Annotated in this window: 12 protein-coding genes; 7 read left to right on the top strand and 5 right to left on the bottom strand. The window is 61.4% G+C overall.

Annotated features, from left to right (window positions below; all coding sequences use genetic code 11):
• Positions 1-8: 8 nt before the first annotated feature.
• The 3 genes from KHA73_RS12420 to KHA73_RS12410 are packed head-to-tail and all read right to left on the bottom strand — an operon-like array spanning position 9 to position 3,680.
• The gene (locus KHA73_RS12420; protein WP_234584618.1) at positions 9-1,379 is read right to left on the bottom strand and encodes an LLM class flavin-dependent oxidoreductase; all 1,371 of its coding nucleotides are present in this window, start codon (positions 1,377-1,379) and stop codon (positions 9-11) included.
• Positions 1,379-2,497, bottom strand: a complete 1,119-nt coding sequence (locus KHA73_RS12415) for an SfnB family sulfur acquisition oxidoreductase (RefSeq protein WP_380739165.1) — start codon at positions 2,495-2,497, stop codon at positions 1,379-1,381. The genes KHA73_RS12420 and KHA73_RS12415 overlap by 1 nt, the downstream gene beginning before the upstream one ends.
• Complete coding sequence (locus KHA73_RS12410) at positions 2,451-3,680, bottom strand: SfnB family sulfur acquisition oxidoreductase (RefSeq protein ID WP_234584616.1); 1,230 nt, start codon at positions 3,678-3,680, stop codon at positions 2,451-2,453. Before KHA73_RS12410 ends, KHA73_RS12415 begins: the two co-directional genes overlap by 47 nt.
• A 562-nt stretch (positions 3,681-4,242) precedes the next feature.
• On the opposite strand from KHA73_RS12410, the gene KHA73_RS12405 reads away from it, so the two are divergent.
• Genes KHA73_RS12405 through KHA73_RS12395 form a run of 3 tightly spaced genes read left to right on the top strand, consistent with a single transcriptional unit; the run spans position 4,243 to position 8,278 of the window.
• On the top strand, positions 4,243-4,716 hold the full coding sequence (locus KHA73_RS12405; protein ID WP_234584615.1) for a (2Fe-2S)-binding protein: 474 nt from the start codon (positions 4,243-4,245) through the stop codon (positions 4,714-4,716).
• Positions 4,713-6,983, top strand: a complete 2,271-nt coding sequence (locus KHA73_RS12400; RefSeq protein ID WP_234584614.1) for a xanthine dehydrogenase family protein molybdopterin-binding subunit — start codon at positions 4,713-4,715, stop codon at positions 6,981-6,983. The genes KHA73_RS12405 and KHA73_RS12400 overlap by 4 nt, the downstream gene beginning before the upstream one ends.
• Positions 6,980-8,278: a c-type cytochrome gene (locus KHA73_RS12395; RefSeq protein ID WP_234584612.1), complete on the top strand. Its 1,299-nt coding sequence runs from the start codon at positions 6,980-6,982 to the stop codon at positions 8,276-8,278. Before KHA73_RS12400 ends, KHA73_RS12395 begins: the two co-directional genes overlap by 4 nt.
• 215 nt (positions 8,279-8,493) lie before the next feature.
• On the opposite strand, the gene KHA73_RS12390 is transcribed toward KHA73_RS12395, so the two are convergent.
• Positions 8,494-9,387, bottom strand: a complete 894-nt coding sequence (locus KHA73_RS12390) for a DMT family transporter (RefSeq protein WP_234584610.1) — start codon at positions 9,385-9,387, stop codon at positions 8,494-8,496.
• A gap of 120 nt (positions 9,388-9,507) precedes the next feature.
• Between KHA73_RS12390 and KHA73_RS12385 the strand changes: the two genes are divergently transcribed.
• Positions 9,508-10,077 (top strand): helix-turn-helix domain-containing protein, encoded by a 570-nt coding sequence (locus KHA73_RS12385; RefSeq protein WP_234584609.1) that lies wholly within the window; start codon positions 9,508-9,510, stop codon positions 10,075-10,077.
• A 140-nt stretch (positions 10,078-10,217) separates the two neighbouring features.
• Positions 10,218-12,164 carry a DUF3857 domain-containing protein gene (locus KHA73_RS12380; protein WP_234584608.1) on the top strand — a complete coding sequence of 649 codons (1,947 nt, stop codon included), beginning with the start codon at positions 10,218-10,220 and terminating at the stop codon, positions 12,162-12,164.
• A 31-nt stretch (positions 12,165-12,195) separates the two neighbouring features.
• On the opposite strand, the gene KHA73_RS12375 is transcribed toward KHA73_RS12380, so the two are convergent.
• Complete coding sequence (locus KHA73_RS12375) at positions 12,196-13,110, bottom strand: LysR family transcriptional regulator (protein ID WP_234584606.1); 915 nt, start codon at positions 13,108-13,110, stop codon at positions 12,196-12,198.
• A 98-nt stretch (positions 13,111-13,208) separates the two neighbouring features.
• Between KHA73_RS12375 and KHA73_RS12370 the strand changes: the two genes are divergently transcribed.
• Both KHA73_RS12370 and KHA73_RS12365 read left to right on the top strand, forming a co-directional pair.
• Positions 13,209-13,607 carry a GlcG/HbpS family heme-binding protein gene (locus KHA73_RS12370; RefSeq protein ID WP_234584605.1) on the top strand — a complete coding sequence of 133 codons (399 nt, stop codon included), beginning with the start codon at positions 13,209-13,211 and terminating at the stop codon, positions 13,605-13,607.
• A 205-nt stretch (positions 13,608-13,812) separates the two neighbouring features.
• On the top strand, positions 13,813-14,589 hold the full coding sequence (locus tag KHA73_RS12365) for an SDR family oxidoreductase (protein ID WP_234584603.1): 777 nt from the start codon (positions 13,813-13,815) through the stop codon (positions 14,587-14,589).
• The last annotated feature ends 74 nt before the right edge of the window (positions 14,590-14,663 follow it).

The raw sequence follows: 14,663 nt of genomic DNA, 5'->3' as shown, positions 1-14,663 counted from the left end.
TAAGCCGCTCAGGCGGACAAGGGAGAATGCGGGCGCCAGCTCGCCGCCGGGTGGCTGGCGGGCAGCCGGTCGTGCTGCTGAAACAGTTTTTGCCGCAAGGTGCCGCTGCGGTAGGCGGTTTTATAACGGCCGCGCGATTGCAGCTCCGGCACCACCAACTCGATGAAGTCGCGGTAGCTGCCCGGGTTAAGGATGCGCGTCAGGTTGAAGCCGTCGATATCGGCCTGGTCTATCCACTGCAGCAGCGCGTCGGCCACCTGCGAAGGATCGCCGACCACCAACGGGTAGCGGCCGCCCATGGCGTGCTGCTCCAGCAGCTGGCGGCGGGTCCAGCCGCTGTAGGTTTTGGTGACCGATTCGATGGCCTGCGTCGGCCCGGCCTGGATAGGATCGTCCAGCCCGAAACGCGACAGATCGATGCCGGTAGAGCTGGAGAAGTGGGCGATGCCGGCTTCCGGGCTGGCGTAGCGCAGGTACTCGCGGTATTTGTCCTGGGCTTCGGCGGCGGTGGGCGCCACAATCACCCCAAGCCCCATAAACACCTTCAGATCCTGGCGCCGGCGGCCGGCGGCCTGCGCGGCGGCGCGCAGCTTATCCACCTGCGCCTTCATGGCCGCCGGGGTGGCGCCATTGACGAAGGTGCACTCCGCGTGGCGGGCGGCGAACTGAATGCCGCGCGCCGAACTGCCGGCCTGGAACAGCAGCGGGGTGCGCTGCGGCGAAGGTGACGACAGATGATAGCCTTCGACCTGATAAAATTCGCCCTGGTGCTTCACCTGGTGGATCTTTTGCGCGTCGGCGTAGACGCGCCGTTGCCGGTCCGCCAGCACCGCATCATCTTGCCAGCTGCCTTCCCACAGCTGATAGGCCACGTCGAGAAACTCGTCGGCCTGGTCGTAACGCCGGTCGTGACTGACCTGCTGGGTCAGCCCCATGGCGCGGGCGGCGCTGTCCAGATAGCCGGTAACGATATTCCAGCCGATGCGGCCCTGGGTGAGGTGATCCAGCGTCGACAGGCGGCGGGCGAACGGATAAGGCGCTTCGTAGCTGAGGTTGGCGGTGACGCCGAAGCCGAGATGACGAGTGACGGCGGCCATCGCCGACACCAGCATCAGCGGATCGTTGACCGGCAGCTGGATAGACTCGCTGGCGGTCAGGGCGATGTTCTGTTGGTAGACGTCGTAAACGCCGAGAATGTCGGCGATAAACAGCCCGTCGAACAGCCCGCGCTCCAGCAACTGCGCCAGTTCGGTCCAATAGCTGAGCTGGTTGAACTCGGTGGAGCGGTCCTGCGGATGCGTCCACATGCCGTGATGGATATGGCCGACGCAGTTCATATTGAAGGCGTTCAGCAGGATTTCTTTCGCGGCGCGGCTCATTACAGGGTCCCCCGGCGCGGCGGCAGCACGCCGTTCAGCAGATAGTTGCCGATCGCCGGGTATTTCCAACGTACCGGGTCGTGCAGCGTGTGGGTGCGGGCGTTGCGCCAGTGGCGGTCAAGGTTGTGCTCCTGCAGCGTGGCGCGGCTGCCGGCCAGTTCAAACAGCAGGTTGCCGGCGGCCAGCGAGATTTCAGTGGTCCAGGCGCGGACCTTGGCCACCTCAATCGACGCCTGCGCGACGCTCTGCTCGTCGCTGTGGCGCTGTGCGGCGTCGACCGCCTCGCCGGCGGCCTCCAGCAGCGCGTCGCCGGCCTGGAGGCGGGCGGAAAGTTTACCGATGCGGTCCAGCGTCAGCGGGTCCTGGCCGGCGAATTCGACGCTGGAGTCGATCCAGGGCCGCGAGCGGGTGCGCACAAAATCCAGCATGTCGTGCCATGCGGCTTTGGCGATGCCCTGGTCGATGGCGGCGTGCAACAACTGCGCCAGCGGGCCGACCGGAGTCGGGCGTTCAAAGGCGCTCTGGAAAGGGACGATATCCTGTTCGTCCACCGGGCAATCGTCGAGCGTTACGCTGCCGCTGCCGGTAGTGCGTTGGCCAAAGCCCGACCAGTCGTCGGTGAGGCTCAGGCCGGGGGTGGCGCGCGGCAGAAATACCAGCTGTTCCTTACCGTCTTCGCCGACGGCGGCGGTGGGAATGCGGCCGGCGTACAGCGCACCGGTGGCGTAAAACTTCTGGCCGCTCAGCCGCCATTGCCCGTTCTGGCGATACAGCGCGGTGCTGCGGTGGTGGGCGGCTTTGCTGGTGAACTCCGCCAGCGCATTGCCGAAGTGCACGCCCGCCAGCGCTTCCCGGTATAGACGCCGCTGCTGTGACGGCGAACCGTTCACCCGCAACACTTCCAGTGCGTAATAGTGGTTTTGCGGCACCTGGCCGATCGAGGCGTCGGCCTGGCTGAGAATAACGATCGCCTGCGCCAGCACCCGGTTCGACAGCGCCGGGCCGCCAAATTCACGCGGTACGGTGATGGCGCCGAGGCCGGAGGCGAACAGCGTGGCCAGCTCGGCTCCTTTAAATCCACGAGTGGCGCGCGGGAAAGCGCCCGTTGAGGTAGTAATCGCCAATGGCGTGGTATTTCCAGCGCACCGGATCGTGCAGGGTGTGAGTGCGGGCGTTGCGCCAGTGACGGTCGAGGCCGTGCTCCGCCAGGGTGGCGCGGCTGCCGGACCATTCGAACAGCTTTTCGCTGGCCTGCAGCGCCACCTCGGTGGTCAGCACTTTGGCTTCCGCCACCGCGATCGACGCCGCCGCCGCGTCTTCGGCGCCGATCGGCCGCCGGTCGGTTTCGTCCAACACCCGGGCCGCCCGCCGCAGCAGCGCGTTGGCCGCGCTCAGCTCGATGCTCAAGCGGCCGACGTCGGCCAGGATGTAGGGATCTTCGGCGTTGCGCTCGACCCCGGCGTCTACCCAGGGTCGTGAACGTTCGCGGATAAACTGCGCGGCTTCATCCAGCGCGCCCTGGGCGATGCCGGCGTCGATGGCGGCCTGAATCAGCTGCGAGACTGCGCCCTGAATGGTCGGTTTGTCGCTCAATGGCTGCAGCGGAATGACGTTGGCGGGATCAACCCTGACTTCGCGCAGGCGCACCGTACCGCTGGCGGTGGTGCGCTGCCCGATGCCCGACCAGTCATCGACAATTTCCAGGCCCGCCGCCGGGCGGGGGATCAACGCCAACACCGGCCGTTGCTGGTCGTCCAGCGCTTTTGCGGCGACGATATGGGCAAACAGCGCGCCGGTGGAGTAAAACTTGTCGCCGGTAAAGCGCAGGCCGTCGTCGGTCTGGCGCAGGCGGCTGTGCATGTCCAGCGTATGCTTGCTGTTTTTTTCCGGGCCGCCGTTGCCGATGCGCTGGCCGGCCAGCACCGCGGCAAAAATGCGCCGCTTCTGTTCTTCACTGCCGGCGTCGCGGATCAGTTGGATCAGGCCGAAATGATTTTGCGGGATCTGCCCCAGCGCCGGGTCCACGGCGGAAATCAGCCGGAACACTTCGGCCAACGTAACGAAAGACAGCCCGGGGCCGCCATACTCGCGTGGAATGGAAATGCCTCCCAGGCCCAGCCGGCTGAACAGCGCCAGCTCCTGCAACGGATATTGCCGTTGCCTGTCGCGCAGCGCGGCGTTGGGCGCGGCGGCGATAGCCACCTGACGCGCCGCTTCCAACGCCTGTTGGGCATCGGCGATCGAGCCGGCCAATTCGTCGGTGGGCGCAGCGATAGGCTCGGGCGCAACGGATATAGCCATAACGATTTCCTCAATATGACAGACAGCAATAAAGAGCGCGCCGCATTGAGCGTAGCGCTATGAAAAATAACTGAAATTTAAATCGTTTCTGCGGTGGGGTACGCATCGATAATAATAAGTTGCGCGCCGGGGTGTAAAGCGGCGGCTTATTATAAATAGTGCCTTGCTTAGCGATTAATTAGCTTAAGAATTACAATGACATTGCTGCATAAGGCGCGGGAGTTTAGCTACATGGCCCAGTGGGAAATAACCGCTGGATCAATTAACCGGGCTGCTGGCGAAATAAGGTTGCGCGCGGGGAATAATAACGGCGGCGCCAGAACATATAGCCAGGTCGCCGGCGCTTATCAGGCCGGTGGGCGAAATGATACCGAAAGGTAACAATGAAATTTACTTTATCTATAAGAAATATATAGGAAATACCCACTTTTCGGTAAAGCCATCAACGCCACAATCCCTTAACATAACTAAGTCTTCCGATGATTATAATTAGCATGCTGCGGAATTATTCACCGCAGTGATGCAACGTATCTGATTCTTTGGTTTAAGGGATATCTTCACCATGGAAATTAACGTTAATGGCCGGGTGGTTGCACTCGGCCATCTGCCACCCGACACCCCGCTTTTGTACGTGCTGCGCAACGACCTCCAGCTGAATGGCCCCAAATATGGCTGCGGCCTGGGGGAATGCGGCGCTTGCACCCTGTTGATCGACGGCGTCGCCGCCCGTTCCTGTTCCGTGCCGCTTTCTGGCGCGCGCGGCAAATCCATCACCACCCTGGAAGGGCTGAGTGAACAGGGCGAATTGCACCCGGTGCAGCAGGGCTTTATCGATGAGCAGGCAGCGCAATGCGGTTACTGCGCCAACGGCATGATCATGACTCTGGTGGCGCTGTTTGAACGCGACCCGCATGCGGACGATCTGACCATCAAGAACGAATTGGCCTATAACCTGTGCCGCTGCGGCACCCATATCGAAATATTGCGCGCGGCGGCCCAGGCCCGCAGATTGCTGGCAGAACGGAGGGGCGCATGAGCCGTCTCGACGTCACCCGCCGTCAGCTCTTGCAGGCCGGTGGCCTGGTGATGGTCAGCAGCCTGCTGCCCACTTCTTTGAGCGTTTTCGCCGCGGAGCCTGCGGCGAAAGCCGCCGATTTGCCGCTGGATCGCCTGGACAGCTTCATCAGCCTGACCGCGGACGGCCGGGTGACCGCCTTTAACGGCCACGTCGATTTGGGTACCGGTATTCGCACCGCGCTGGCGCAGATCGTTGCCGACGAAATCGGCGTGCCTTTCGATCGGGTGACGATGATCCTTGGCGATACGCGCCGCACCCCGGATCAGGGGCCGACCATCGCCAGCGCGACCCTTCAGGTGACCTCGGTGCCTTTACGCCAGGCGGCGGCCCAGCTGCGTCAGCTGTTGCTGCAGCTGGCATCCGGGGCGTTCAAACTGCCTGTGGAACGGCTGCGGGCGGAAAACGCCCGGGTATACGCGGCGGCGAACCCGTCCATCGCGTTGAGCTACGCCGAACTGGCGCACGGGCAAGATCTGCACGTCGCGCTGGACAAAAAGGTCCGGCTGAAAAGCGTGGCGGAGAGCCGCTATGTCGGCAAGGCCATCGCGCGGGTGGATATTCCGGCCAAGGTGCGCGGTGAACTGACCTACGTTCACGATCTGCGTCTGCCGGGCATGCTGCATGGCCGGGTGGTGCGGCCGCCTTATATCGGCGCCGACAGCAGCGCGCCGCTGGGCAACGGGCTGTTGTCGGTGGACAAAGGGTCTATCGCCCATCTGCCGGGCATCGTGAAACTGGTAGTGATCAACGATTTCATCGGCATCGTGGCGGAGCGTGAAGAGCAGGCGATAGCCGCCATGCGGCAGTTGAAAACCGAGTGGAAACCCTGGGCCGGTTTGCCGGATCTGTCGCTGGACGGGCTGCATGCCGCCCTGGACGCCAACCCGAAAACCGACCGCGTACTGCGCGACGATCCGGGGGTGGACGCGGCGCTGGCGGCATTGCAGACCACCGTGAACGCCGATTACGTTTGGCCCTATCATCAGCACGCTTCCATCGGGCCTTCCTGCGCCGTGGCGGACGTGAAACCGGGCCGCGCCGAAGTCTGGTCCGGCACGCAAAACCCGCACGACCTGCGCAAAGATATCGCCAGGCTGTTAGGTTTGCCGCCGGCGCAGGTTGATATCAACCGCATGGAGGCATCCGGCTGCTATGGCCGCAACTGCGCCGATGACGTCTCGGCGGATGCGGCGCTGCTGTCGCAGGCTATCGGCCGGCCGGTGCGCGTGCAGCTGATGCGCGAGCAGGAATCCGGCTGGGAGCCTAAAGGCACCGGGCAACTGATCCGGGTGCGCGGCGGATTGGATGCGCAGGGGCAGGTGGCGGCCTACGAGCTAAAGACCAGCTACCCCTCCAACAACGCGGTGACATTGCCGCTGGTGCTGGCGGGCAAAGTTGCCAACCGGGCCGATGTGCAGCAGATGGGGGACCGCACCGCTATCCCGCAGTATGAATACCCCAACATGCGGGTGGTCTGTCAGGATGCCGCGCCGATCGTGCGCGCCTCGTGGATGCGCGGCGTGTCGGCGCTGCCTAACGTGTTTGCCCATGAGTCCTGGATTGACGAGCTGGCGTGGCGCGCCGGGCAGGATCCGATCGCGTTCCGCCTGCGGTATTTGAAAGATCCGCGTGCGCTGGCGTTGATTGACGCGCTGAAACGGCAGGCCGACTGGCAGGATGGGCCGGCGCACCGCCAACCCCGTTCCGGCGAGGAGGTGGTCAGCGGGCGCGGCTTCGCCTATGCGCGCTATTTCCACAGCAAGTTCCCCGGTTTTGGCGCCGCCTGGGCCGCCTGGGTGTGCGATCTCAGCGTGAATCGCCGCAGCGGGCAGATCAAACTCGATAAAATTTTCGTCGCTCACGACTGCGGGCGCATGATCAATCCGGCCGGGGTGCGCCACCAGGTGCATGGCAACGTTATCCAGTCCGCCAGCCGGGTGTTGAAAGAATTCGTGACTTTCGACAAGACGGCGGTCACGTCGCTGGACTGGGGCGGCTACCCGATCCTGCGCTTCGACGAGCTGCCGCAGGTGGATATTCAACTGCTGGACTATCCGGATGAGGCGCCAATGGGCGCGGGGGAGTCCGCCTCGGTGCCCAGCGCGGCGGCTATCGCCAACGCGTTGTTTGATGCGTTGGGCGTGCGGCTGCGGGAAGTTCCCTTCACCCCGGAGCGCGTGCTTAATGCATTAGCCGCCCGTAGCGAGCAAGAGAAGAAGCGATGAGCAAAATAAAAAAAATTGCCGGCTGGGCGGCGCTAACGGCGATCGCCGCGGCGGTGGCCGGCGGCATCGCCAGCTGGCGGCCGGAAATCGCGCCGCGCGATGTCGGCGAGCATCAGGTTTTCAGCCAGCAACAAATTGAGCGCGGTAAAATGCTGGCCGATCTCGGCGACTGCTCGGTGTGCCATACCCGGCCTGGCGGTGAACGCAATACCGGCGGCCTGGCGATGGAGATCCCGTTCGGGACTATCTACACCACCAATATTACCCCCGATATGGAAACCGGCATCGGCAAATGGAGCTATGCCGCCTTTGAGCGGGCGATGCGCCACGGCGTCGATCGCGAAGGAAACTACCTGTACCCGGCGTTCCCTTACACCGCGTTTACCCGCACCCGCGATGAAGATCTGCAGGCGCTGTACGCCTATCTGATGTCCCAACCGGCGGTGAAATATCAGCCGCCGGCCACGGCATTGAGCTTCCCGTTCAACATTCGCCAGGGCATCGTCGCCTGGAACTGGTTATATTTGACCCCGGGCGCCATGCAGAACGATGCCGGCCAAAGCGCCGAGTGGAACCGCGGCGCTTATTTGGCTGAAGGCCTGGGCCACTGCAGCGCGTGCCACTCGCCGCGCAATCTGCTGTTCGGTGAAAAAACCGGCGCCGACCATCTGGCCGGAGGGGTGGCGGAAGAATGGACCGCGCCGTCGTTGACCGGCAGCTCAGCCGCACCGCTGGGCTGGACGCAACAGGATCTGGTCAGCTTTATGCGCACCGGCTACTCGGCTAACCACGGCGTGGCCGCCGGGCCAATGGCGCCGGTGGTTGAGGAGGGGCTTTCACGGCTGCCGGAGCCAGATTTGCAGGCTATCGCCACTTACCTGCGATCTTACCATTCGGCGCCGCACAAGCCCGGGGAGGCGCAACGGCTGAATGCGCAGGCGGAACGCCAGTTGGAGCCGCTGGCGTCGCAAGGCGCACGGCTGTTCTCCGGCGCCTGCATGGCCTGCCACGCTCAGGAAAAGGGGGCGCAGATGGCCGGCGTGCGGCCTGCGCTGGCGCTGAACACCAACCTGTATAGCGCTACGCCGGATAACGCCATTCGCGTGATATTGGACGGCATTCAGCATCCGGCGAAGGCCGAACTGGGTTATATGCCGGCGTTTCGCCACAACCTGAGTGATGAACAGATCGCCGCGCTGCTTGACTATCTGCGGCAGAACTACGCCGGCCAGGCGCCCTGGCCTGACTTGCAGCAGCGGATCGGCCAGTTGCGCGCCGCAACGGCGGAAAAGTAGAAAAGGGTATTTGTTCCGGTTAATGCGGCGGGGGATGGTGAATCGCCATCCCCCGCGGTATTAGTGACGCACAGTTCGTTCCAGTAACTGAAACGTATCCGCCGCTTCAGGCGATCATTCCACATAATCTCCTCCTAAGCCTCGGGTAAATAAATAGCACCGCTCAGGCGCGAGGGCGAATACCTTATTTTGCATTGCTTGCCCGCAGCGCGGGATTAGCCGAGATTATCGGCCTGCGGCGCCGTGCGCCAGAGGCGCCAGCCGAAATTCATGCCTGCCGCCGCGCACAGCACCGCCGCCGTTCCCAGCATCTGCAGCAGGCTGAGGCGATGCCCAAACGCCGCCCAGTCGACGACGATCGCCACCGCCGGGTAGATGAAAGACAGAGCGCCCACCAGGCTGGTGGGGATTTTCTGGATAGCGCTGTACAGCAGGGTGGACATCAGGCCGGTATGCACCAGGCCCAGGGTCGCCAGCAAGAGCCAGTCACGGGGAGCGGCGGGGGTGTGAAAACCGGCGAACGGGGCCAGCAGCACCGCGCCCACGCTGAGTTGAATCAGCACCAGCAGCTGCGGCGGCAACGTTTTCAGCTGTTTGACGATTGCGGCGGCGATGGCATACATCAGGGCGGCGCCCAGCGCCATCAGCACGCCGAGCAGGTAATTGGCGCCGGGATCTCCGCCGGAATGACCGGTGACTATCAGGATCACGCCGCCGAAGGCCAACAGCAGCCAGCCAAGCCGGTTCGCCGTCAGGCGCTCGCCAAAAAACAGCGCGCCCAGGCCCACCAACATAAAGGGCTGAACGTGATAGGTCACCGTCGCAACGGCGATGGACGCCTGGGAATAGGCGGCGAACAACAGCATCCAGTTCAGCACCAGCGCCGCGCCGCCCAGCGCGGCGATGCCCCATTGCCGCCGGCTCAGCGCGCCGCGTTTCAGCTGGCCAAGCAGGGCGCAGACCAGCAGCATCGCCAGCGCCCCAAAAGCACAACGCCAAAACACCACCGTTACCGCCGGCAACCCCAGCGCCACCACCGGCCAGCCGACGGTGCCGGATATCACCATTGCGAGCGTCATTTGCATCGCACCGCCTGTTTTTGCCTGCATCTTTCATCCTCTTTCGCGCTTGTGCAATCCTGCGCATTCATTAAAATGAACAACTGAGCATTATGATGAACAGAGTCCGATATGTTTGTCAAATCGAACAATCGGACGATATGGTGAACAATGAACAGCGATATTTTGCACGATATGACGCCCATTGGCCTGTTGTCGACGGCGATCCGCCGCGAGCGGGAGCGATTAAATTTGTCGGTGACCGAGCTGGCCAAACGCGCCGGCATCGCCAAGTCGACGCTGTCGCAGCTGGAGACCGGCAGCGGCAACCCCAGCCTGGAAACGCTGTGGGCGCTGGCCATGGCGCTGGACGTGCCGGTGAGCCGACTGATTTCACAGCCGCGCCGGCATGTGCAGGTGATCCGCGCCGACGAGGGCGTCACCACGCTGTCCGAGCAGGCCAATTACGCCGCCACCTTGCTGGCCACCTGCCCGCCGGGCGCCCAGCGCGACATTTATCGGCTGCGGGTGCAGCCGGGCGAGCCGCGCATTTCACGGCCGCATATGCCCGGCACGGTAGAACATGTGATCATCAGCAGCGGCAGAGCGCGGCTGGGGCCGGCCGATCGGCCGGAAGAACTCGGCGCGGGGGACTACATCAGCTATTCCGCCGATCGCGAACACATTTTCGAGGCGCTGGAGCCGGGCACCACGGCGGTGATGCTGATCGAACAGAATTAGTTTTTGGTGGAAAATCACGGCGTTGAAGCTGGGTTTATTGAAAATGGTTCTCACTTGTACTAGTGTGCAACCTCATTTTTGCGGCGGGGCGGCGGTGGCCGCCTGACCCGCGCTTTCTCAATGTCCTTCAAGGATTGAAGATGAAAACAGCCATTCCTTCTATTCTGTTGCTCGCCGGTTTGACGGCGGCGCACCCTGCAACGCTGCTGGCCGCCGAAGCCGCGGCCCCGGCTGAAACCGCCGCGCAGGAAGACGCGGCCAGCAACGACTTCAGCTACGTGCGCTACCGCGCGGATTATCAGGTGTTGGCCAATGCGCACAGCGTCAAGACCGAAAGCTACGAGATCCTGCTGAAAACCAAAGCGGCGGTGGAGAAATTCAGCCAAATCCGCCTGGGCTACAGCGAAAAAATGGAAACGTTGGAGGTGGTCTCGGCCTATACGCTCACCGCCGACGGCCAGCGCCACGACGTGGCGCCGGATCGCATCTATACCCAGGAAAGCTATTCCAGCGCCTCGGCGCCGCTGTATGCCGATCGCAAGGTGCGGGTCATCGTATTCTCCAACCTGGCGCCGGGCTCGCGCATCGTCTATCAGCTGCGCCAAACGCAAAACGTGCCGTATTTCCCGGGCTACTTCGGCCTGTGGGAAACCTTCAGCGTCTTCGATCAGTTCGACGACGCCGAGATCAATCTGCAGGCGCCGGCCAGGCTGCCGATGAATATTTTCACCCGCGGCGTGGAGGGCGGCGACCAACCGCAGATCCGCGACGGGCAGGCGCACTGGCGCTGGCATTATCAGCGCAGCACGCCGCTGAAAGCGCAAAACTGGGCGGCGAGCAGTTGGACCTTCAGCCCAACCATCATGGCCAGCACCTACCGCGAATGGCCGCAGTTGGCCAAGGCTTATCAGCTGAAGGCCAGCCAGGCGGCGAAGGTGACGCCGGGCGTGCAGGCGCTGGCGGACCAGATCACCGCCGGCGTTACCGATCGCCGCGAACAGGCGGCGGCGATTTATCGCTGGGTGGCGCAGAATATCCGCTATGTGGCGGTGTATCTGGGTAACGGCGGGCTGGAGCCGAACTCGGCGCAAAGCATTCTCGACAACCATTACGGCGACTGCAAAGACCACGTGGTGCTGTTGGAAGCGCTGCTGGCCGCCAAAGGCATTGAGAGTTCGCCGGTGCTGATCGGCATGGACGAAGGGCCAATCTTGCCGAAGGTGCCGCTATTGGGGCGCTTTAACCATGCCATCACCTACGTGCCGGAGTTTAATTTGTATCTGGACTCCACCAACCCTTGGGCGCGCTTTGGGCAACTGCCGGAGGGCGATTTGAGCGCGCCGGTGCTGCTGACGCGCGAAGCCCGGCTGGCGCGCACCCCGAGTAACGATGAGCAGCGCAATCAACATGCCCTCAGCGTTGATTTCCAGTTCGATAAAGCAGGCAATATGCGCGGGCAAACCGAGCGGCCGCTGAGCGAAGTGGAAGAGATCGACCTGCGCGGCTATTTCTCGCAAATCAACCGGCAAAATCGGGCGCGGGCCGAGGAGTCCATCATGACCTCCTCCGGCATCGACGGCCGTGGCCAGGTGGTGATGCATGGCGATCCGCTCGATCTTAAAAAGCAGTTTGGTTTCAGCTTCCGCTTCAAGGCGGACGACTATGTTGATTTTGGCGTAGTGGGCGGCATGCGGGTGCCTAGCCCGCCGGGCGGCAAGTCATTCCGCTCGCTGTATACCTCGACCGCAGCGCCGAACAACGAAACCCCGTTCTATTGCAACGCGCAGCGCTATGAGGAAACCTATCGTCTGCAACTGCCGGCCAACGTGCCGATTATCGCCATTCCCAAGGATCTGCAGTTCCGCAATGCGGCGGGGGATTATCGGGTTGAATGGCGGCGCGACGGCCAACAGGTGACAGTGAACCATCGCCTGCAGATGAACGCCATTCGCGGTAAAGAGGCGCTTTGCCAGGCGCAGGATTACCCGGCGTTCCGCGAGCTGTTCCAGCAGGTGCGGCGCGGTTTCCGCGGGCAGGTGGTGTACGGTGAGTTGGCTAACGGCGCGGTGAGCCAGGCCGGCGGTTGATGGCGCTCAGGCCCCGGCTTCCGGGGCCTGTTTACCAGGCTAGCGTCTTGCTGTGGTGCTTTAGCGCGTCAATAAACACCCTGACTTTCTTGGGAACATATTTTCGATTGGCGTAATAAACCCACATCGGCGGCAGCGATCGACAATATCCCGGCATCACCTCAACCAGCGTACCTGTCTCCAGTTCCCGTTTTATCCGATGACGCAAAAATACGTGCGCAATGCCAATGCCTGCCCGGGCGGCTTCAATAATGGCTTCGGTGTTATCGGTAATAAATATGCCGGGAATGTCGATGTCATATTCTTTTTCGCCATCGGTTAGCGACCATTTATGCAGTATTCCTCGATCGGGAAAACGAAAGCGAATGCAGCGGTGATGCTGTAATTCGTCAACATTATTCGGTGCGCCGTATTGTTCAATATACTCCTGTGTAGCGATAAGAGCGCAGGGCAGTTCTGGCGTAATCTGTACGCCTACCATACCGGGTTGCAATTTATCCGCCAGCCGTATCCCCACATCAATTCTCTCCTGAATAATATCTATCAGGTGATCTTCGTAATTTATTTCCAGCGTAATCTGCGGGTAAAGGCGATTGAACTCAGCCCAAAATGGTGCTTTGAGCAGCTCCTTGGCCATTTGCACCGCGGTGATGCGCAGGTGCCCGGAAGGCAGGTTCTGGCTTTGATGAAGGCCCTCGCGAGCATTAAGTATATGTTGATAAAAAGGCGCCACGCTGTGGTAGAACCACTCGCCGGCTTCGGTGAGGCTGACGCTGCGTGTCGAGCGATGGAACAGCTTCACCGTCAGTTCGGTTTCCAACTGGCCGATCCTCAGGCTAACCGCGGCGGGCGTGACGCTGAGCATCGCTGCGGCTTTGGAAAAATTGCCGGCCTCAACCACCGTCAGGAACAGGTGGATGCCGTTAAGCGGATCTTGTCTATTCATTAGGTAAACTAACAACTGTTGTCAGGATAGTGGGTATTGTTCACATCCTAGCGCAACCTTATAGTTTTCCCAAGTTTCGCATTAATAGGGTTAGCGTCATGTCAGGATCCTTCTCACTGGAGTACGCCCAGCAGATTATCGCTAAAGGTATCGCCGCAGCGCAGCGGTTGAAGGTATGCGTTTGTATTTCCGTGTTTGATGACGGCGCCAATATGATCGCCTTTGCACGCATGAATAATACGCCGCTGGGGGCGATTGATTTAGCCCAAAGGAAAGCCAAAACCTCGGCGCTCTTTCGTATCCCCAGCGGGGATTTAGGACGGCTCTCCGGAACGGGGCAAGAGTTGTGGTCGATCGAACACAGCAACAATGGGTTGGCCTCTTTCGCCGGCGGGTTACCGGTATATTTACCCGACGGTGATTTTATTGGCGCAATTGGTATCTCAGGCGCTAAATCCCATGAGGATGCCGATATAGCAGATGCCTGCCTGAAATAAATATCACACCGCGTATTACGCGGCGTGAGCGAAATAAACCACTCGTTTGAAAATAATGCATTCTGCACAGGCAGAAGGAGGGCGTATGCATGAAATAACCCGCAGGAAATTTATTATCGGCAGCGGCGTTCTGGCGGCATCGTCGGCATTGCCTGCAATCGCCGCGACAGCATCTCATCTCAATGTAAACAGAGGAAATAACGACATGGCTAAAAAAACGGTATTGGTGACGGGCGCAGGCTCCGGTTTCGGTCGTGACGTCTCACTGGCGCTGGCGGCCCGCGGACATCAGGTGATCGCCGGGGTGCAGCTCACGCCGCAGGTCACTCAGCTGCTGGAGGCCGCCAAACAGCGCGGCGTCACTCTGCAGGTGGAAAAGTTGGATATTTTGGATCAACGCGATCGCGAATACGCCTGGAAATGGAATATCGACGTACTGTTCAACAACGCAGGCATTGCCGAAGCCGGGGCAATAGCCGAAATTCCCATCGACGTGTTGCGCTCCCAGTTTGAGACCAACGTGTTTTCCAGTATGGCGCTGACCCAGGGATTCATTAAGCAAATGGTCGGCCGCAAAAGCGGCAAGATAGTGTTTGTCTCTTCGGTGGCGGGGCTGCTGACCGGCGCCTTTACCGGCGCATACTGTGCCTCCAAGCACGCGCTGGAAGCCATTGCCGAAGCCCTGCACATGGAGCTGGCCGATTTTGGCGTAAAAGTGGCCACGATCAACCCCGGCCCCTATCTGACCGGCTTTAACGATCGCATGATGGAAAGCTACAGGAAGTGGTATGACCCCAAGGTGAATTTTATCGACCACAGCAATCTCAAGTTTCCGTTCGATCAGTTCGATCCGCAGGAAATGGTGGACAAAATGGTCAGCGTTATCGAAGAGGATGACGGATTGTTCCGCAACCTGCTGCCTGCTTCCTTTGTTGACGTGGTCAAGAATGACCAGAGCAACGGCTGGACGCGTAAGCAATAAACACATCACTTTCCCGGTAAAAGTCGGGTAAGTGTCGGTGATAGCGGCACGCACCGACCTCGGCGTGCCGCCAG

The sequence above is a fragment of the Serratia entomophila genome, from assembly GCF_021462285.1.
GTDB lineage: Bacteria > Pseudomonadota > Gammaproteobacteria > Enterobacterales > Enterobacteriaceae > Serratia > Serratia entomophila.
Note: the sequence above shows the minus strand (reverse complement) of the source record. Positions and strands in the feature narration are given on the sequence as shown.

Excerpts from the sequence above, each read along its gene's own strand:
- KHA73_RS12420 (WP_234584618.1), bottom strand. The coding sequence starts at position 1,379 with ATGAGCCGCGCCGCGAAAGAAATCCTGCTGAACGCCTTCAATATGAAC.
- KHA73_RS12410 (WP_234584616.1), bottom strand. The coding sequence starts at position 3,680 with ATGGCTATATCCGTTGCGCCCGAGCCTATCGCTGCGCCCACCGACGAA.
- KHA73_RS12405 (WP_234584615.1), top strand. The coding sequence starts at position 4,243 with ATGGAAATTAACGTTAATGGCCGGGTGGTTGCACTCGGCCATCTGCCA.
- KHA73_RS12400 (WP_234584614.1), top strand. The coding sequence starts at position 4,713 with ATGAGCCGTCTCGACGTCACCCGCCGTCAGCTCTTGCAGGCCGGTGGC.
- KHA73_RS12395 (WP_234584612.1), top strand. The coding sequence starts at position 6,980 with ATGAGCAAAATAAAAAAAATTGCCGGCTGGGCGGCGCTAACGGCGATC.
- KHA73_RS12390 (WP_234584610.1), bottom strand. The coding sequence starts at position 9,387 with ATGCAGGCAAAAACAGGCGGTGCGATGCAAATGACGCTCGCAATGGTG.
- KHA73_RS12385 (WP_234584609.1), top strand. The coding sequence starts at position 9,508 with ATGAACAGCGATATTTTGCACGATATGACGCCCATTGGCCTGTTGTCG.
- KHA73_RS12380 (WP_234584608.1), top strand. The coding sequence starts at position 10,218 with ATGAAAACAGCCATTCCTTCTATTCTGTTGCTCGCCGGTTTGACGGCG.
- KHA73_RS12375 (WP_234584606.1), bottom strand. The coding sequence starts at position 13,110 with ATGAATAGACAAGATCCGCTTAACGGCATCCACCTGTTCCTGACGGTG.
- KHA73_RS12370 (WP_234584605.1), top strand. The coding sequence starts at position 13,209 with ATGTCAGGATCCTTCTCACTGGAGTACGCCCAGCAGATTATCGCTAAA.
- KHA73_RS12365 (WP_234584603.1), top strand. The coding sequence starts at position 13,813 with ATGGCTAAAAAAACGGTATTGGTGACGGGCGCAGGCTCCGGTTTCGGT.